The 17284-nt window shown below is 71.1% G+C and carries 15 protein-coding genes; 4 read left to right on the top strand and 11 right to left on the bottom strand.

The genetic code is table 11. The annotated features are described in order from the left end of the window. Nucleotides 1-68 precede the first annotated feature (68 nt). Entirely contained in the window at nucleotides 69-536 is a 468-nt protein-coding gene (locus tag ACFYV1_RS29805) for an SSI family serine proteinase inhibitor (protein WP_389398714.1), read from the top strand. Between the two features lie 117 nt (nucleotides 537-653). Here the strand turns inward: ACFYV1_RS29805 and ACFYV1_RS29800 are convergent, their stop codons facing one another. The 5 genes from ACFYV1_RS29800 to ACFYV1_RS29780 form a co-directional block, all read right to left on the bottom strand. Next, the gene (locus ACFYV1_RS29800; protein WP_389398713.1) at nucleotides 654-812 is read right to left on the bottom strand and encodes a hypothetical protein; all 159 of its coding nucleotides are present in this window, start codon (nucleotides 810-812) and stop codon (nucleotides 654-656) included. A gap of 102 nt (nucleotides 813-914) precedes the next feature. Continuing rightward, nucleotides 915-1865 (bottom strand): cytochrome c oxidase assembly protein, encoded by a 951-nt coding sequence (locus ACFYV1_RS29795; RefSeq protein WP_389398712.1) that lies wholly within the window; start codon nucleotides 1863-1865, stop codon nucleotides 915-917. Nucleotides 1866-2006: 141 nt separating this feature from the next. Continuing rightward, nucleotides 2007-3032, bottom strand: coding sequence for a 6-phosphofructokinase (locus tag ACFYV1_RS29790; RefSeq protein WP_389398710.1), 1026 nt, complete (start codon nucleotides 3030-3032; stop codon nucleotides 2007-2009). A 187-nt stretch (nucleotides 3033-3219) separates the two neighbouring features. Continuing rightward, on the bottom strand, nucleotides 3220-3948 hold the full coding sequence (locus ACFYV1_RS29785) for a type 1 glutamine amidotransferase (protein WP_389398709.1): 729 nt from the start codon (nucleotides 3946-3948) through the stop codon (nucleotides 3220-3222). A 29-nt stretch (nucleotides 3949-3977) separates the two neighbouring features. After that, nucleotides 3978-5216 (bottom strand): MurT ligase domain-containing protein, encoded by a 1239-nt coding sequence (locus ACFYV1_RS29780; protein WP_389398708.1) that lies wholly within the window; start codon nucleotides 5214-5216, stop codon nucleotides 3978-3980. A 126-nt stretch (nucleotides 5217-5342) separates the two neighbouring features. Here ACFYV1_RS29780 and def point away from each other — a divergent pair, with 126 nt between their 5' ends. Then, a complete protein-coding gene (gene def, locus ACFYV1_RS29775) occupies nucleotides 5343-5924 on the top strand; it encodes a peptide deformylase (protein ID WP_389398707.1) in 582 nt (193 codons plus the stop codon). A gap of 478 nt (nucleotides 5925-6402) precedes the next feature. On the opposite strand, the gene ACFYV1_RS29770 is transcribed toward def, so the two are convergent. Next, nucleotides 6403-7038, bottom strand: coding sequence for a TetR family transcriptional regulator (locus ACFYV1_RS29770; RefSeq protein ID WP_389398706.1), 636 nt, complete (start codon nucleotides 7036-7038; stop codon nucleotides 6403-6405). Between the two features lie 163 nt (nucleotides 7039-7201). Between ACFYV1_RS29770 and ACFYV1_RS29765 the strand changes: the two genes are divergently transcribed. After that, nucleotides 7202-8431, top strand: coding sequence for an acyl-CoA dehydrogenase family protein (locus tag ACFYV1_RS29765; RefSeq protein ID WP_389398705.1), 1230 nt, complete (start codon nucleotides 7202-7204; stop codon nucleotides 8429-8431). 66 nt (nucleotides 8432-8497) lie between these two features. Here the strand turns inward: ACFYV1_RS29765 and ACFYV1_RS29760 are convergent, their stop codons facing one another. The 3 genes from ACFYV1_RS29760 to ACFYV1_RS29750 form a co-directional block, all read right to left on the bottom strand. After that, nucleotides 8498-8983 carry a glutathione peroxidase gene (locus tag ACFYV1_RS29760; protein WP_389398704.1) on the bottom strand — a complete coding sequence of 162 codons (486 nt, stop codon included), beginning with the start codon at nucleotides 8981-8983 and terminating at the stop codon, nucleotides 8498-8500. 90 nt (nucleotides 8984-9073) lie between these two features. Next, the gene (locus ACFYV1_RS29755) at nucleotides 9074-9940 is read right to left on the bottom strand and encodes an acyl-CoA thioesterase (protein WP_389398703.1); all 867 of its coding nucleotides are present in this window, start codon (nucleotides 9938-9940) and stop codon (nucleotides 9074-9076) included. A gap of 38 nt (nucleotides 9941-9978) precedes the next feature. Next, nucleotides 9979-12492: a DEAD/DEAH box helicase gene (locus ACFYV1_RS29750; RefSeq protein WP_389398702.1), complete on the bottom strand. Its 2514-nt coding sequence runs from the start codon at nucleotides 12490-12492 to the stop codon at nucleotides 9979-9981. A gap of 120 nt (nucleotides 12493-12612) precedes the next feature. Between ACFYV1_RS29750 and ACFYV1_RS29745 the strand changes: the two genes are divergently transcribed. Continuing rightward, the gene (locus ACFYV1_RS29745; RefSeq protein WP_389398701.1) at nucleotides 12613-13404 is read left to right on the top strand and encodes a metal-dependent hydrolase; all 792 of its coding nucleotides are present in this window, start codon (nucleotides 12613-12615) and stop codon (nucleotides 13402-13404) included. A gap of 149 nt (nucleotides 13405-13553) precedes the next feature. On the opposite strand, the gene ACFYV1_RS29740 is transcribed toward ACFYV1_RS29745, so the two are convergent. Then, nucleotides 13554-15335 (bottom strand): ABC transporter ATP-binding protein, encoded by a 1782-nt coding sequence (locus ACFYV1_RS29740; RefSeq protein ID WP_389398700.1) that lies wholly within the window; start codon nucleotides 15333-15335, stop codon nucleotides 13554-13556. Beyond that, on the bottom strand, nucleotides 15332-17230 hold the full coding sequence (locus ACFYV1_RS29735; protein ID WP_389398699.1) for an ABC transporter transmembrane domain-containing protein: 1899 nt from the start codon (nucleotides 17228-17230) through the stop codon (nucleotides 15332-15334). The genes ACFYV1_RS29740 and ACFYV1_RS29735 overlap by 4 nt, the downstream gene beginning before the upstream one ends. Nucleotides 17231-17284 lie beyond the last annotated feature (54 nt).

Genomic DNA, 17284 nt, shown 5'->3' with positions numbered 1-17284 from the left:
CGACCCTGATCCGCCGGACAGGACCAGCCGTGCCGGCCGCGAGTCGGCTTCCCCGCCAGGAGCACCGGATGCACCGCAGTGCCGCCTTCGCCGCAGCCTCTCTAGTCGCCGTCGCCGTGGCCTTCCCCGCCACGGCGTCGTCCGCGTCCCCCGCGCCCGACGCCGTGCCGTCCAGTTCGGCGTCGGCGGCGGCCGGTCCCGAAAACGAGGGCGGGCCGGGGAAGCCGTCGCCGTCGCGGGGCCTGTTCCTGACCGTGTCGGGTTCCGAGAACACCTGGATCCGCGGAGTGCTGCTGCACTGCAGCCCCGTGCCCGCAGGTCCGCATCCGGAGGCCGCTGCCGCCTGTGCCGCACTGGACGCCGCCAGGGGTGACATGGACCGGCTGACCGGCGAGCGCCACCCGTGCACCAAGCAGTACGACCCGGTCACGGTCAGCGCCACCGGCGCGTTCCGGGGGCGGCCGACCGCCTGGCACAAGACCTTCCCGAACGCCTGCGAGCTCGCGGTGGCGACCGGAGCCGTCTTCCGCTTCTGACCGGACGGGGCCGGACGGCCCGGACGGGCTCGGACGGGCCCCGTCCGGACGGACCCCTGAGACCCGAGGGACCCGGGCCTGGCGGGCCGGTCGAGGCACCGGCCGCGGGCGTGGGCCTCAGGTGCCCTTGGAGGCGACCAGGCCGATGGTCACCATCCCGAGCACCACCCAGCCGAACCAGAGCCAGCCGCTGCCGCCGAGTGCCGCCGTGTACGCCGTCACGACCACCAGGGCCCCGACGGTCAGCACACCCATCGTCTTCGTCGAACCGGACATGTGCGCCCTCCTTCGACGGCGGGGGCCGTCGAGGACAATCGTCCCCCCGGACCGGGGCCCGGCGCTACTGCCCGGTGACGAGTCGCGAGTGTTTCGCGAGTACTACCTGCTGCGGGCCTGCAGCGACGCGAGGTACGCGTTGTACGCCTCGAGCTCCTTGTCGCCGTCCCGGTCCGCGGCCCGGTCCCTGCGCTTGGCCAGCCTCTGGTCGGAGCGGTACCACTGGAAGACCAGGGCGAGCAGCACCACCACGGACGGGATCTCGCTGAACGCCCAGGCGATCCCGCCCGCCGCGTTCTGATCGGAGAGCGCGTCGATGCCGAGCGAGGCCGGCGGATTGCGGTAGGCACCGACCATCGGTTCCGTCGCCATCATCAGCGCGATGCCGAAGAAGGCGTGGAACGGCATACCGGCGAACAGCTCCAGCATCCGCATCACATAGCCGGGCCGGTGCGGCCCCGGGTCCACACCCATGATCGGCCAGAAGAACACCAGGCCGACCGCGAGGAAGTGGACCATCATCGCGATGTGGCCGGTCCTCGAACTCATCAGGAAGTCGAACAGGGGCGTGAAGTACAACCCGTACAGACTGGCGATGAAGAGCGGGATCGTGAACGCCGGATGGGTGACGATCCGCATGTAGCGGCTGTGCAGCAGCATCAGCAGCACCTCGCGCGGCCCCTTGCGGCCGCGGCCCGCGACCGGCAGTGCCCGCAGGGCGAGGGTGATCGGGGCGCCCAGCAGCAGCACGATCGGCGACAGCATGCTGATCACCATGTGCTGCACCATGTGCACACTGAACATGACCATGCCGTAGTCGTTGAGCTTGGTGCACATCATCAGCGCGACGCTCAGCACACCGGCGGTGAACCACACGGTCCGGCTCACCGGCCACTCGTCACCCCGGCGGCGCAGCCGCACGACGCCCCAGCCGTAGAGACCGAGCGCCACCAGGCAGCCGACGAGGAAGAAGAGGTCCGGTGAGAACTCCAGCCCCCGCCCCAGCGTGAACGGCGGCAGGTCCGTCGTCATGCCGTGCCCGCTGTGATCCATCTGTCCACTCCCGGAGGGCTTCCCGATCCGCACTGGTGATTCGTACGGGTTGTCCGCTTGCTCGCACCAGAGTAGAACCGCCCCCGGCCGACGCTGCGACCGGGGGCGGTTCGTTTTGATCCGTACCGTTGACGGGCCGGGTCAGAGGACCGTCTCGGCCTCGTCGTAGCGCTCGGCGGGCACCGTCTTGAGCGTCTGGGTGGCCTCGGCCAGTGGCACCATCACGATGTCCGTGCCGCGCAGCGCCGTCAGCATGCCGAACTCGCCGCGGTGCGCGGCCTCGACCGCGTGCCAGCCGAACCGGGTCGCGAGGACGCGGTCGTAGGCGGTGGGCGTACCGCCGCGCTGGACGTGTCCGAGGATCACCGGACGGGCCTCCTTGCCGAGCCGCTCCTCCAGCTCCACCGAGAGCTGACGGGCCACGCCCGCGAAGCGCTCGTGGCCGTAGATGTCCTTGCCGCCCTCGTCCCAGCGCATCGAACCCTCGCGGGGCTTCGCGCCCTCCGCGACGACCACGATCGCGAACCGCTTGCCCGCCTCGAACCGGGCGCCGACGCGCTTCGTCAGCTCCTCTATGTCGAAGGGACGCTCAGGCACCACGATCGCGTGCGCGCCGGCCGCCATGCCCGAGTGCAGCGCGATCCAGCCGGTGTGCCGGCCCATGACCTCGACGATCAGAACCCGCTGGTGCGACTCGGCGGTGGTCTTCAGCCGGTCGAGGGCCTCGGTGGCGACACCGACGGCGGTGTCGAATCCGAAGGTGACGTCGGTCGAGGCGATGTCGTTGTCGATGGTCTTGGGCACGCCCACGATCGGCAGCCCCGCATCGGACAGCAGAGTGGCGGCCTTGAGGGTGCCCTCACCGCCGATCGGGATGATGGCGTCGAGACCCAGGTCGGCCACATGGCCCTTGGCCCGCTCGACACCGTCGCGCAGATGCGCGGGCTGTACCCGGGAGGAGCCGAGAATGGTGCCGCCGCGGGCGAGGATGCCGCCCACCGCGTCCAGATCGAGCTTGCGGTAGTCGCACTCCAGGAGGCCCTTCCAGCCGTCGTGGAAGCCGATGACCTCATCACCGTGGTCGACTACGGCACGGTGCACGACGGAACGGATGACAGCGTTCAGACCGGGGCAGTCGCCGCCGGAGGTGAGCACACCAATGCGCATTGCCCGAAAACCTTTACAACGTGGGCGGACTCCCGGACCACGTCGTCCGGTTGATTCCGGGCCACCCTACCGGCGTACGACGGCGGCTGGCGAAACGGGCGTCCGCCTGGTGGGACCGCCTCCACGGCCCTCCGCTCAGCTGAGCGAAGGGGCCGCAGAATGGGTGCTCGGGTGAGCGGAAGGGCCGTCAGGCGGGCTGTGTCGCGGCCGCGATCCGCTCCGCGCGCAGCGCCTCGTACCACCGGTCGTCGGTCGGCGGCAGCGCGTTCACGTCGAGGGCCAGCTTCAGCAGCAGATCGGCGATCTGCGGGTTGCGGGCCATGACGGGGCCGTGCATGTAGGTGCCGAAGACGGTGTCGTTGTACGCGCCCTCCGTGCCGTCACCCGTGCCGTTGCCCCGGCCGAAGACGGTCCGGGCGAACGGGCGGGCCGTCGGGCCGAGATGGGTGATCCCCTGGTGGTTCTCGAAGCCCGTCAGCTGGGGCAGCCCCAGCCTCGGGTCGATGTCGGCCAGTACGTCGCCGACACAGCGCTCGCCCTCTCCGCGGGTGGAGACCACGTCGATCAGGCCGAGGCCGGGCTCGCGCTCGCCGAGGTCGTTGATGAACTCGTGGCCGAGGATCTGGTAACCGGCGCACACCGAGAAGATGATGGCGCCGTTGGAGGCCGCCCGGCTCAGACCGCCGTCGCGGCGCAGCCGCTCGGCCGCGAGCCGCTGCGGACGGTCCTCGCCGCCGCCGATCAGGTAGATGTCGCCGGACGTCGGCACCGGCTGGTCGCTGCGCACGTCGATGCGCATCACGTCGAGACCGCGCTGCCGGGCACGGCGCTCCACGACGAGGGCGTTGCCCTGGTCGCCGTAGGTGCTGAGCAGATCCGGGTAGACCCACACCAGACGCAGGCTGCTGTCACTCATTCTCATCAGTCCTCTCCGTCCGTCCGCGGTCAGTTGCCGACGCGGCGGCGCACGTCCTGGAAGGCCGTGTAGTTGGCGATCAGCTCGATACGGCCGGGCGGGGCGCTCTGCACCGCCTCGTCGACCGACTCGCACACCCGGAAGTCCAGACCCGCGACCTCGAGCCGGACCGCGAGGTCGAGCCTGCGGTCGCCGATCACGAAGATCGGATGGCCTGCGAGCCGGGTGTAGTCGACGTCCCACAGCCACGAGGTGTCCGTGCCGTCCGCCCCGCGGGCGTTGACGGAGAGGATCACCGGCGTCGGCGGCGGGTCGATCAGCGAGAACGTCTCGAGCCAGCCGGCCGGGTTCTTCGCCAGCAGCAGCCGTACGTCACGGTCGAGGAAGGAGACCACGTCGTACCGGCCGGCGACGGCCTGCACCTGGTACATGCGCTCCAGGGCGACCTGCGGCGGCACACCGAAGCAGGCGGCGACGGCGGCGGAGGTGGCGGCGTTGGCCTTGTTGGCACGGCCGGGCAGCTGGAGGTGGATCGGCCAGGCGCTGCCGTGCGGGTCGATGACGTGGTCGCCGCTCAGCACCCAGCTCGGGGCGGGGCGGCGGAAACCGCACTCGCCGCAGAACCAGTCGTCCCCGGGGCGCTGCATCACACCGCCGCAGGACGGGCAGGACCAGGCGTCGTCCTTCCACTCCTGGCCGGCGGCCACCCAGACGACGTTGGGGGAGGAGGAGGCGGCCCACACGACCAGCGGGTCGTCGGCGTTGGCGATGACCATGGCCTTCGAGCCGGAAAGCCCCTCACGCCACTTCTCGGCCAGCATCCGGGTCTCCGCCGCGCGGTCGAGCTGGTCCCGCGAGAGGTTGAGCAGCGCGATCGCCTTCGGTGTCACGTCCCTCGCCACACCGGCGAGGTACTTCTCATCCACCTCGATCACACCGAACCGGGCGTCCGAGCCGCCGGCCAGGGCCGAGGTGATGCCCGCGGGCATGTTGGCGCCGAGCGCGTTCGACACGACCGGGCCGCTGGCCCGCAGGGCCTCCGCGATGAGCCTGGTGGTCGTGGTCTTCCCGTTGGTCGCAGAGACGAGGACCACGTCCAGGTGCTGCGCCAGCTTCGCCAACAGATCGGGGTCGAGCTTGAGCGCCACCCGGCCGCCGATCACCGATCCGCTGCCTCGCCCGGCGGCGCGGGACACCGCTGCCGCGGCCTTGCCCGCCGTCACGGCCAGCTTGGCTCGCGGCGTCAGGGGCTCCGAGTTGCCTGACATCGTCCTTGATCCTCCTTGCATTGGTCCGGACTCAGCCTATCCAGCTCCGGCCGACGGCCCGTACCGCGGCACCGTCGGAAAAGGTGGAGGTCACGCACGAACGCGGGGGGAACGTACTCTGACGCCATGCGAAACCGGACGATCCCCGGCAGTACCGGACGCGTGAGGCCCATGAGCCTGCTCGCGGATCCGGTGCTGCACGCTCCCTGTGAGACCGTCACCGACTTCGGCCCGCGCCTCGCGGAACTCGTCGAGGACCTGTTCGCGACGATGTACGCGGCGCAGGGGGTCGGCCTCGCCGCGAACCAGGTGGGCGTGGGGCTGAAGGTCTTCGTGTACGACTGCCCCGACGACGAGGACGTCCGCCACCTCGGACACATCGTCAACCCCCGGCTGGTCGAGGCGGACGGCGTCACCGTCCGCGGCCCGGAGGGCTGCCTGTCCCTGCCCGGCCTGGAGGCCGGAACGGAACGCTTCGACCGTGCGGTGGTCGAGGGTGTGACGCTGGACGACGAACCGGTGCGGGTGGAGGGGACCGGCTTCTTCGCCCGGTGCCTGCAGCACGAGTGCGACCACCTGGACGGCCTGGTGTACGCGGACCGGCTGACGCCGTGGCGACGGGGGCGGTTGGCGCGGGCGGCACGGAAGGCGTCCTGGGGGACGCCGGAGCGGGTGGGGCGGCTGCGGTTGCGGGAGCGCGACGCGTGACGCGTGACGCGTGACGCGTGACGCGTGACGCGTGACGCGTGACGCGTGACGTCTGCGGCGGGCCTTTCCCCACCCGCCCTCCCCACAACCGGCTCCGCCCGGACCCGTACCGCGCTCCGCGCGGTGTATTCGGGGGCGCTGCCCCCGGACCCCCGCGCCTCAAACGCCGGCGAGGCTGAAGATGCCCCGCAGCGGCGAATCCGGCCCGGCTCTGGGAACACCCACCGCGGCCAGGCCGTAGGGGGAGTTCGAGGCCACCGCGCGAAGCGCGTTGCACCGCCCGTCAGGGCGGGACGGGGCCGGGGGCCTGCTCCGGTTTCGGGAAAGGGGCGGGGTGGGGGGACGGCTCGCCGCAGGCGGCACACGGACCCCTGCGCACGGCCGCCGGGCGGAGCGCTGTATACGGCCGTCAGGGCGGCAACAAGGCCGCCGGGGGCTGCCCGGTTCGGGAAGGGGCGGGGTGGGGGAACACGTCCCGCTAGAACCCCGGTCCCCCCACACGGTCCTCGACCGCGAACAGTCGCCCGCACAGCAGGTCCGTCAGGCTCGCCACCAACTCCGCCCGCGAGCACGGCCGTTCTCCCAGCCACCAGTCGCCCGCCGCGTGCATCATGCCGACGATGCCGTGGCCCCATACCCGGGCCACCAGGTCGCCTCCCGGGCCCAGGTCGACGCGGTCGGCGATGACCGTGCCCAGCTCCTCGCCGAGCCGACGCAGCAGCGGCGCCGAGTGGCGGCCCACGTCGAAGCCCGCCTCCGAGGGCTGGGTGTCCTCCGCCGGGTGCATCAGGAAGCGGTACACCTGCGGCCGCGCCTCGATCGCCGCCAGATACGTGTCGAGCGTGCCCGCGACCCGCTCGCGGCGGTCGACGTCCGCGTCCACAGCCACCTGCAGCGCCCTGAGCAGGGAGTCCGTGTGCCGCTTGGCCAGGGCCCGGTAGAGCCCGCCCTTGTCCCCGAAGTGACGGTAGAGAATCGGCTTGGTGATGCCCGCTTCCGCGGCGATGGCGTTCATCGAGGCTTGCGGTCCGTCGCGGAGTACCACCCGGTCCGCCGCTTCGAGCAGCTCCCGTCGCCGCTGGTCCCCGGACCGCTGCTGGTTGGTGGTCTCCATGATTGGTCTCTCCCCGCCCTTGCGAAATGCGTGACGCGCAAGGTAACACCCACCTGCGCGGATACGTGATCCGGTGGGGTCGGTTGACAGATGCTACTTACCGGTAACAGACTCTCGTTACCGCAAGTAACGCGCTGGTGGGCGCTGTAGGGCTGGAGGGGACATGACCGAGTTCACGCTCGATCTCAACGACGACCAGAAGCAGGTCCGTGAGTGGCTGAACGGATTCGCCAAGGACGTCATGCGTCCGGCCGCTGCCGAATGGGACGAGCGTGAGGAGACCCCCTGGCCGGTCATCCAGGAGGCCGCCAAGATCGGAATCTACTCCCTCGACTTCTACGCCCAGCAGTTCTTCGACCCCACCGGCCTCGGCATCCCCATGGCGATGGAGGAGCTGTTCTGGGGTGACGCCGGCATCGCCCTGTCGATCGTGGGCACCGGCCTCGCGGCCGTCGGCGTCATCGCCAACGGAACCGAGGAGCAGATCGGCACCTGGATCCCCCAGATGTACGGCGACGCCAGTGATGTCAAGGTCGCCGCCTTCTGCTCCTCCGAGCCGGACGCCGGTTCCGACGTCGCCTCCATGCGCACCCGTGCCGTCTACGACGAGGCCAAGGACGAGTGGGTGCTCAACGGCACCAAGACCTGGGCGACCAACGGCGGTATCGCCAATGTCCACGTCGTCGTCGCGGTCGTCGACCCCGAGCTGGGTTCCAAGGGCCACGCCTCGTTCATCGTTCCGCCCAGCACCCCCGGCCTGTCCCAGGGGCAGAAGTTCAAGAAGCACGGCATCCGCGCCTCGCACACCGCGGAGGTCGTCCTCGAGGACGTCCGGATCCCCGGCAGCTGCCTGCTCGGCGGCAAGGAGAAGCTGGACGAGCGGCTGGCGAGGGCCCGCGAGCGGGCGAAGGCCGGTGGCGGCGAGAGGGTGAAGAACGCGGCGATGGCCACCTTCGAGGCCTCCCGCCCGGCCGTCGGCGCCATGGCCGTCGGCACCGCCCGCGCCGCCTACGAGGTCGCGCTCGACTACGCGAAGACCCGCGAGCAGTTCGGCCGCCCGATCATCGACAACCAGGGCGTCGCCTTCCAACTCGCCGACATGCGCACCCAGATCGACGCCGCGAGGCTCCTGGTGTGGCGCGCCTCCTGGATGGCGACCACCGGCAAGCAGTTCACCTCCGCGGAGGGGTCGATGTCCAAGCTGTTCGCCAGCGAGACGGCCAAGAAGGTCACCGGCCAGGCCATCCAGATCCTCGGCGGCAACGGCTACACCCGCGAGTACCCGGTGGAGCGCATGCACCGTGACGCGGCCATCTACACCATCTTCGAGGGCACCAGCGAGATTCAGCGCCTGGTGATCGCCCGCACCCTGGCCGGCATGCCCATCCGCTGACGGCCGCCCCGCGCACGGCGAAGGCTCCGGTCCCCGACGGGACCGGAGCCTTCGCCCTACACCGCCTCAGGCGGACAGCAGCGCCTCGATCGCCGCCAGGATCTCGGGGGACTCCGGCTCGGTGCGCGGGCGGAAGCGCGTCACCGTGCCGTCGGCGGAGATCAGGAACTTCTCGAAGTTCCACTGCACGTCACCCGCCTCGCCGTCGGCGTCGGCGACCTTCGTCAGCTCCGCGTACAGCGGGTGCCGGGACGCACCGTTCACGTCCGTCTTCTCCAGCAGCGGGAACGACACCCCGTACGTCGCCGAGCAGAACGTGGCGATCTCCTCCGCGCTGCCCGGCTCCTGGCCCGCGAACTGGTTGCAGGGCACGCCCAGCACCGTGAGGCCCCGGTCGCCGAACTCCTTCTGCAACCGCTCCAGGCCCGCGTACTGCGGCGTCAGACCGCACTTGGAGGCCACGTTGACCACCAGGACGGCACGGCCCCGGTAGTCGCCCAGCGAGGCCGCCTCGCCGGAGAGGGTACGCAGCGGGATGTCGTACAAGGTCATCGAAGCTCCTCGGAGGGGACACAGTCGTCACGTCCGACAACACCGCCGGGCACGGCTGTCTTCCCGCGCGGCGGACCCGCTTTCAGCCGTCTACACCGGCCGGAACAGGCCTTCCTGCACCACGGACACCAGCAGTCGGCCCTCGCGGTCGTAGATCCGCCCACGGGCGAGGCCGCGGCCGCCGGTCGAGACGGGCGACTCCTGATCGTAGAGGAACCACTCGTCGGCCCGAAAAGGCCGGTGGAACCACATCGCGTGGTCCAGCGAGGCCATGTCGAAGCCCCGACGGCCCCAGAGCGGCTCGACAGGGATGCGCACCGCGTCGAGCAGGGTCATGTCGCTCGCGTACGTCAGCGCGCAGGTGTGCACCAGCGGATCGTCACCCAGAGGCCCCACCGCGCGCATCCACACCGCGCTGCGCGGATCCGCGTCCTTGATCTCGTCCGACGTCCAGCGCAGCCGGTCGACGTAGCGGATGTCGAACGGCTGCCGGCGGGCCATCCGCTCCAGCGCCTCCGGCAGCTCACCGAGGTGCTCCCGGATCTCGGCCGCCACCGTGGGCAGCGTCTCCGGCGCCGGGAAGTCGAGCCGCGGCGGCAACTGGTGCTCGATGCTGCCCGGCTCCGGCCGGTGGAAGGACGCCGTCAGATTGAAGATGGTGCGCCCCTCCTGCACGGCCGTCACCCGCCGGGTCGTGAACGAGCGGCCGTCCCGCACCCGTTCGACCTGGTACACGATCGGCACGCCGGGCCGCCCGGGCCGCAGGAAGTACGCGTGCAGCGAGTGCACCGGACGCTCGCCGTCGGTCGTGCGGCCGGCGGCGACCAGGGCCTGACCGGCCACCTGCCCGCCGAAGACCCGCTGGAGCGACTCGTTCGGGCTGAGCCCCCGGAAGATGTTGACCTCGATCTGCTCCAGGTCGAGCAGATCGACCAGACGCTCGGCCGGATTCGTCATCCCTTGAGTCCTCTTCCTCTTCAAGCGGAGCGGGCCGATCAGAGCTGTCCGACGGACGTGACCCGCACGATCGCCCGGCCCTCCTCGTCCGAGGCTGCCAGATCGACCTCCGCGCTGATACCCCAGTCATGGTCGCCGTTCGGGTCGGCGAACGTCTGGCGCACACGCCACAAACCGTGCTCCGGGTCCTCCTCGATGGCGAGGAGCTTCGGGCCGCGGGCGTCGGGGCCGGTGCCCAGGTCGTCGTACTCGTCCCAGTACCCGTCCATCGCCTCGCCCCACGCCTCCTCGTCCCAGCCGGACTCGGCGTCCATCTCGCCCAGGGCGCCGACCTGGTCGAGGGCCGCCAGCTCCACCCGGCGGAACATCGCGTTGCGCACCAGCACCCGGAACGCGCGGGCGTTCGCCGTGACCGGCTTGACCTGGTCCGCCTTCTCCTGCGCCTCCTCGGCGGTCTCCACCTCGGGGTTGGCCAGCTGCTCCCACTCGTCCAGCAGACTGGAGTCGACCTGGCGCACCATCTCGCCCAGCCAGGCGATCAGGTCCTGAAGGTCCTCCGTCTTCAGGTCGTCCGGGATGGTGTGGTCGAGCGCCTTGTACGCGCTCGCCAGATACCGCAGTACGATGCCCTCGGTGCGGGCCAGCTCGTACCAGGACGTGAACTCCGTGAACGTCAGCGCCCGTTCGTACATGTCCCGGATCACCGACTTCGGCGAGACCGGGTGGTCACCGACCCACGGGTGCGACTTCTTGTAGACGTTGTACGCGTGCCACAGCAGCTCCTCCAGCGGCTTCGGGTACGAGATGTCCTGGAGCCGCTCCATCCGCTCCTCGTACTCGACCCCGTCGGCCTTCATCCTGCCGACCGCCTCGCCCCGCGCCTTGTTCTGCATCGCCGCCAGGATCTGGCGCGGATCGTCCAGCGTCGACTCGACGACGGAGACCATGTCCAGCGCGTACGAGGGCGACTGCGGGTCCAGCAGGTCGAAGGCGGCGAGAGCGAACGTCGACAGCGGCTGGTTCAGCGCGAAGTCCTGCTGGAGGTCGACGGTGAGCCGGATCGTACGGCCCTCGGCGTCGGGCGTGTCCAGCTGCTCCACCACACCGCCGTCGAGCAGCGAACGGTAGATGGCGATCGCCCGGCGGATGTGGCGCAGCTGCGCCTTGCGCGGCTCGTGGTTGTCCTCGAGCAGCCGGCGCATCGCCTCGAACGCGTTCCCCGGCCGGGCGATCACCGACAGCAGCATGATGTTGGTGACCCGGAAACGGGACGTCAGCGGCTCCGGCTCGGACCCGATCAGCTTCTCGAACGTCGTGTCCGACCAGGCGACGAAGCCCTCCGGGGCCTTCTTCCTGACCACCTTGCGGCGCTTCTTCGGGTCGTCGCCGGCCTTGGCGAGCGCCTTCTCGTTCTCGATGACGTGCTCCGGCGCCTGGGCGACGACGAACCCCGCGGTGTCGAAGCCGGCCCGCCCGGCCCGGCCCGCGATCTGGTGGAACTCGCGCGCCCGCAGCGTCCGCACCCGGCTGCCGTCGTACTTGGTCAGCGCGGTGAACAGCACCGTACGGATGGGGACGTTGACGCCGACACCGAGCGTGTCTGTGCCGCAGATGACCTTCAGCAGACCGGCCTGCGCCAGCTTCTCGACCAGTCGCCGGTACTTGGGCAGCATGCCCGCGTGGTGCACGCCGATGCCGTGCCGCACGAAGCGGGACAGGTTCTGGCCGAACTTGGTGGTGAAACGGAAACTGCCGATGAGCTCGGCGATCCTGTCCTTCTCCTCGCGCGAACACATGTTGATGCTCATCAGCGACTGTGCCCGCTCCACCGCCTGCGCCTGCGTGAAGTGCACGATGTAGACCGGCGCCTGCTTGGTCTCGAGCAGCTCGGTCAGCGTCTCCGTGATGGGCGTCAGCCGGTACTCGTACGACAGCGGCACCGGGCGGGTCGCCGAGCGGACCACGGAGGTGGGACGGCCGGTGCGGCGTGTCAGGTCCTTCTCGAACATCGACACGTCGCCGAGCGTCGCCGACATCAGGACGAACTGCGCCTGCGGCAGCTCCAGCAGCGGGATCTGCCACGCCCAGCCCCGGTCCGGCTCCGCGTAGAAATGGAACTCGTCCATCACGACCTGTCCGACGTCGGCGTGCCTGCCGTCGCGCAGGGCGATGGAGGCGAGTACCTCCGCCGTGCAGCAGATGACGGGCGCGTCGGCGTTCACGGACGCGTCGCCGGTCAGCATGCCCACGTTCTCCGTGCCGAACAGCTTGCACAGGTCGAAGAACTTCTCGGAGACGAGAGCCTTGATCGGCGCGGTGTAGAAGGTGACCTGGTCGTTCGCCAGCGCCGTGAAGTGCGCGGCCGCCGCGACCAGGCTCTTTCCGGAGCCGGTCGGGGTCGAGAGGACCACGTTCGCCCCCGAGACCACCTCGATCAGCGCCTCCTCCTGAGCCGGATAGAGCGTGATGCCCTGGCCCTCCGCCCATGAGGAGAAAGCCTCGAAAAGGGCATCGGGGTCGGCGTTCGGCGGGAGCTGATCGATAAGGGTCACACCCCCATCTTGCCTGTCGCCGGGCCGGATCAGGGAACCGGCCGGGAACGGCAAGATCACGACCGATACGCTGCCCTGTCAACTGGGGTTCACCACAAGAGCAATGGGGCGGGAACGCACATGATGGGACCGGCACACTCGCTGTCCGGGGCGGCCGCCTGGCTGGGGGTGGGCGCGGCGACCGCCGCGGCCGGCCACCCGATGCCGTGGCCCGTCCTCGTCGTAGGAGCACTGATCTGCGCGGGCGCGGCCCTGGCGCCCGATCTCGACCACAAGGCGGCGACCATCTCGCGGGCCTTCGGACCCGTGTCCCGCGGGCTGTGCGAGATCGTCGACAAGCTCTCCTACGCCGTCTACAAGGCGACGAGGAAACAGGGCGACAAGCGCAGGACCGGCGGACACCGGACCCTGACGCACACCTGGCTGTGGGCCGTCCTCATCGGCGCGGGAGCCTCCGCGCTGGCGATCCTCGGCGGGCGGTGGGCGGTCCTCGCGATCCTCTTCGTCCACATGGTGCTCGCCGTCGAAGGTCTGCTGTGGCGGGCCGCACGGGTCTCCAGCGACATCCTGGTCTGGCTGCTCGGCGCCACCAGCGCCTGGATCCTGGCGGGCGTCCTGGACAAGCCCGGCAACGGCGCGGACTGGCTCTTCAGCGCGCCGGGCCAGGAGTACCTGTGGCTGGGCCTCCCCATCGTCCTCGGCGCCCTCGTCCACGACATCGGCGACGCGCTCACCGTCTCGGGCTGCCCGATCCTGTGGCCGATCCCGGTCGGCAACAAGCGCTGGTACCCGATCGGACCGCCGAAGCCGATGCGCTTCCGTGCGGGCAGCTGGGTGGAGCTGAAGGTCCTGATGCCTGCGTTCATGCTGCTGGGCGGAGTCGGCGGCGCGGCGGCACTGAACTTCATCTGACGGGGGCCGCCGCGCCGACGCCCGCCCCCTGCCGGTCGCGGTGTCTGCCCTGCCCGTCGTGGCGCCTGCCCTCGCGGCCCTGCCGCCTTGCCGTGCGCCCAAGGGCTTGTCCCGTAGTCCGCGGCCCGCCGGGGACTACGGGACAACCCTTACCCGTGCCAGGAGCGCCACAGCGCCGCGTAGGCGCCGTCCGCCGCCACCAGCTCGTCATGGCCGCCGAGCTCGCTGATCCGGCCGTCCTCGACGACCGCGATCACGTCCGCGTCGTGCGCCGTGTGCAGCCGGTGCGCGATCGCGACGACCGTGCGGCCGTCCAGGACGCGGGACAGCGAGCGTTCCAGATGGCGGGCCGCCCGCGGGTCCAGGAGCGAGGTCGCCTCGTCGAGGACGAGCGTGTGCGGGTCCGCCAGGACCAGGCGGGCCAGTGCGATCTGCTGGGCCTGGGCCGGGGACAGCGTGACGCCGCCGGAGCCGACCTCGGTGCCGAGCCCGTCGTCCAGGGCCCGCGCCCACCCGTCGGCGTCGACCGCCCCGAGCGCCGCCCACAGCTCGGCGTCCTCCGCCGAGGCCCGCGCGAGCAGCAGATTGTCGCGGAGCGAGCCGACGAACACATGGTGCTCCTGGTTGACGAGCGCCACATGCCTTCGCACCCGTTCCGCCGGCATCCGGGACAACTCGGCGGCGCCGAGGGTGACCTGACCGGTTCGCGGGGCGTAGATGCCCGCGAGCAGCCTGCCGAGGGTGGACTTCCCGGCGCCGGACGGACCGACGAGGGCCAACCGGGTGCCGGGCGGCACCTCCATGGAGACGCGGTGCAGTACGTCGACGCCCTCGCGGTACCCGAAGCGGACCTCGTCGGCGCGGACGTCGCGGCCACGGGGACGCAGCCCGTCGTCACCGGCCGCCGGCTCGATCTCCCGTACACCCACCAGCCGTGCCAGGGACACCTGGGCCACCTGGAGCTCGTCGTACCAGCGCAGGATCAGGTTCACGGGGTCGACCATCATCTGGGCGATCAGCGCTCCGGTGGTCAGCTGGCCGATGCCGATCCAGCCCTGGAGCACGAACACGCCGCCGATCATCAGCACGGAGGCGAGAACGGTCGCATGGGTGAGGTTGATGACGGGGAAGAGGACCGAGCGGAGGTACAGGGTGTACCGCTCCCATTCCGTCCACTCCTTGATCCGCCGGTCGGAGAGCGCCACCCGGCGCGCCCCGAGACGGTGCGACTCCACGGTGCGGCCCGCGTCCACGGTCTCGGCCAGCACGGCCGCGACGCCCGCGTATCCGGCGGCCTCCGAGCGGTACGCCGACGGTGCCCGTTTGAAGTACCAGCGGCATCCGGCGACCAGCAGCGGCACCGCCACCAGCACCGCGGGCGCGAGCGCCGGGGAGGTCACCGTCAGCCCGCCGAGGAGCAGGACCACCCAGAAGACGCCGATCGTCAGCTGCGGCACGGCCTCGCGCATCGCGTTGGCGAGGCGGTCGATGTCCGTGGTGATACGGGAGAGCAGATCGCCCGTACCGGCCCGCTCGAGTACGCCCGGCGGCAGGCCGACCGAACGGACGAGGAAGTCCTCGCGCAGGTCGGCCAGCATCCGCTCGCCCAGCATCGCTCCGCGCAGCCGCACCAGGCGGACGAAGAAGGCCTGGACGACGAGGGCGCCCGCGAACAGGGCCAGGGTGCGCTCCAGGTGCAGGTCGCGCGCGCCGTCCGCCGCCTTCTCCACGAGGGAGCCGAGGAGCCAGGGGCCGGCCATCGAGGCGACGACGGCGACGGTGTTCACGGTGACCAGGAGCGCGAACGCCTTGCGGTGACGGCGCAGCAGCTCGCTCACGTAGGCGCGGACGGTCGCCGGCGTGCCCACCGGCAGAGTGGTCGCCGTGCGCAGGGCCGCCGGGTCGTGCTCCGGCGGTGCCAGGCCGATCATGCGGTCTCCTCGATGTCGTCGGTGCCGGCCTTCGTGACAGCGGCTTCCGTGGCACCTCGCTGGGCGCCGACGAGCTGCTGGTCCGCTTCGGTCTCGCGGGTCACGACCGCGCGGTAGCGGGGTTCGGCGCGCAGCAGTTCGCGGTGCGCACCGATCGCCGTGACCGCGCCCTCGTGGACGAGGACGACCCGCTCGGCGCGGTCGAGCAGCAACGGAGAGGACGTGAACACGACGGTGGTGCGGCCCGCGCGCAGTTTCCGCACGCCCTCCGCGATCCGCGCCTCGGTGTGCGAGTCGACGGCGGACGTCGGCTCGTCGAGCACCAGCACCTCCGGGTCGGTGACCAGCGAACGCGCCAGGGCCAGTCGCTGGCGCTGGCCGCCCGACAGGGAACGGCCGCGCTCGGTGATCGGGGCGCCCATGGGGTCGTGGTCGACGGAGGCCTGCGCCAGGGCGTCGAGGACATCGCCGCACTCCGCCGCCGTCAGTGCCTGTTCGGCCGCCACCACGCCGGACGCCGGAACGTCGAGCAGCTCGGCGAGGGTGCCCGACAGCAGGACGGGGTCCTTGTCCTGCACGAGCACCGCCGTACGGGCCTCGTCGAGCGGCCGGGCGTCCAGCGCGACCCCGCCGAGCAGCACGGACGGCAGACCCTCGGGCTCCGCCGGGTGGCCGCCGAGGCGCTCGGCGAGCTTTCCCGCGGCGTCCGGGTCGCCGCAGACCACGGCGGTGAACACCCCGGCCGGGGCGAGGAGCCCGGTGGCCGGGTCGTACAGGTCGCCTGCGAGCGTGCCGTCGGCGGTGACCCGGTCGCACGTAACGTCCGCGGGCGTGCCGTCGCCCCCGGTGGTGACCGGTGCGTCTTCCGCGGCCGGGACCGGCGTGGCCTTCGCGGCGGCGGCCCGTTCGAGCGACAGCACCCGGGCCGCGCGTCGTGCCGACGGCCGGGAGAAGGAGTACGCCATGGCGATCTCCTCGAAGTGTCTCAAGGGGTAGCTCAGCAGCATCACCGCGCTGTAGACGGTGACCAGTTCGCCGACCGCGATCCGGCCGTCGCGGACGAGTCCGAGCCCGTGCCAGACGACCGCGATCAGCAGCAGCCCCGGCAGCAGCACCTGGACGGCGGTGATGGCCGACCACATGCGGGCGCTGCGGACAGCGGCCGTGCGCACCTCCTGCGAGGCCCGGCGGTAGCGCTTCAGGAACAGTTCCTCGCCGCCGATGCCGCGGAGCACCCGGAGGCCGGCGACCGTGTCGGAGGCCAGCTCCGTGGCGCGACCGGCCTTCTCCCGCTGGATGTCGGCGAGCGCGGTCGCCCGGGGGAGCAGCGGCAGCACGCCGAGGGCCAGCACGGGTACGCCGACGGCGACCAGGATGCCGAGGGCCGGCTGGTAGACCAGCAACCCGACGCAGACGATCACGACGGTGAGGGCGGCGGCGAGGAAGCGGGACACCGCTTCGACGAACCAGCCGATCTTCTCCACGTCACCGGTGGACACAGCGACCACCTCACCGGCGGCGACCCGCCGGGTGAGCGCGGAGCCCAGCTCCGAGGTCCGGCGGATGAGCAGTTGCTGGACCCGCGTCGCGGCGGCGATCCAGTTGGTGACGGCCGTGCGGTGCAGCATCGTGTCCCCGAGGGCGATGCAGACGGCGGCGACGGCGAGCAGGCCGCCGGCCACGGCGAGCGAGCGTCCGGACCCGTCCACGACGGCCTGGACCGCCAGGCCGACGCCGAACGGGAGTGCCATCACGGACACGAAGTGCAGCAGTCCCCAGGACAGTGAACGGAGTTGGCCGCGCAGCTGCCGGCGCCCCAGCCAGAGGAGGAATCTCGGTCCCGACCGGACGTCCGGCAGACCTGGATCGACGTACGGAAGGTCGCGAATCTGCATGATGTCCCGGATCGTTCGGAAGGGCGGCACAGATCTGCAAGAGTCCCGCTCCGT

The sequence above is a fragment of the Streptomyces sp. NPDC003023 genome (genome assembly GCF_042888225.1).
Lineage (GTDB): Bacteria > Actinomycetota > Actinomycetes > Streptomycetales > Streptomycetaceae > Streptomyces.
This window is presented reverse-complemented; position numbering and strand designations above follow the sequence as displayed.

What these genes read in the sequence shown, in the direction of transcription:
- ACFYV1_RS29805 (WP_389398714.1), top strand. Translation starts at nt 69, where the DNA reads ATGCACCGCAGTGCCGCCTTCGCCGCAGCCTCTCTAGTCGCCGTCGCC.
- ACFYV1_RS29800 (WP_389398713.1), bottom strand. Translation starts at nt 812, where the DNA reads ATGTCCGGTTCGACGAAGACGATGGGTGTGCTGACCGTCGGGGCCCTG.
- ACFYV1_RS29795 (WP_389398712.1), bottom strand. Translation starts at nt 1,865, where the DNA reads ATGGATCACAGCGGGCACGGCATGACGACGGACCTGCCGCCGTTCACG.
- ACFYV1_RS29790 (WP_389398710.1), bottom strand. Translation starts at nt 3,032, where the DNA reads ATGCGCATTGGTGTGCTCACCTCCGGCGGCGACTGCCCCGGTCTGAAC.
- ACFYV1_RS29785 (WP_389398709.1), bottom strand. Translation starts at nt 3,948, where the DNA reads ATGAGTGACAGCAGCCTGCGTCTGGTGTGGGTCTACCCGGATCTGCTC.
- ACFYV1_RS29780 (WP_389398708.1), bottom strand. Translation starts at nt 5,216, where the DNA reads ATGTCAGGCAACTCGGAGCCCCTGACGCCGCGAGCCAAGCTGGCCGTG.
- def (WP_389398707.1), top strand. Translation starts at nt 5,343, where the DNA reads ATGCGAAACCGGACGATCCCCGGCAGTACCGGACGCGTGAGGCCCATG.
- ACFYV1_RS29770 (WP_389398706.1), bottom strand. Translation starts at nt 7,038, where the DNA reads ATGGAGACCACCAACCAGCAGCGGTCCGGGGACCAGCGGCGACGGGAG.
- ACFYV1_RS29765 (WP_389398705.1), top strand. Translation starts at nt 7,202, where the DNA reads ATGACCGAGTTCACGCTCGATCTCAACGACGACCAGAAGCAGGTCCGT.
- ACFYV1_RS29760 (WP_389398704.1), bottom strand. Translation starts at nt 8,983, where the DNA reads ATGACCTTGTACGACATCCCGCTGCGTACCCTCTCCGGCGAGGCGGCC.
- ACFYV1_RS29755 (WP_389398703.1), bottom strand. Translation starts at nt 9,940, where the DNA reads ATGACGAATCCGGCCGAGCGTCTGGTCGATCTGCTCGACCTGGAGCAG.
- ACFYV1_RS29745 (WP_389398701.1), top strand. Translation starts at nt 12,613, where the DNA reads ATGATGGGACCGGCACACTCGCTGTCCGGGGCGGCCGCCTGGCTGGGG.
- ACFYV1_RS29740 (WP_389398700.1), bottom strand. Translation starts at nt 15,335, where the DNA reads ATGATCGGCCTGGCACCGCCGGAGCACGACCCGGCGGCCCTGCGCACG.
- ACFYV1_RS29735 (WP_389398699.1), bottom strand. Translation starts at nt 17,230, where the DNA reads ATGCAGATTCGCGACCTTCCGTACGTCGATCCAGGTCTGCCGGACGTC.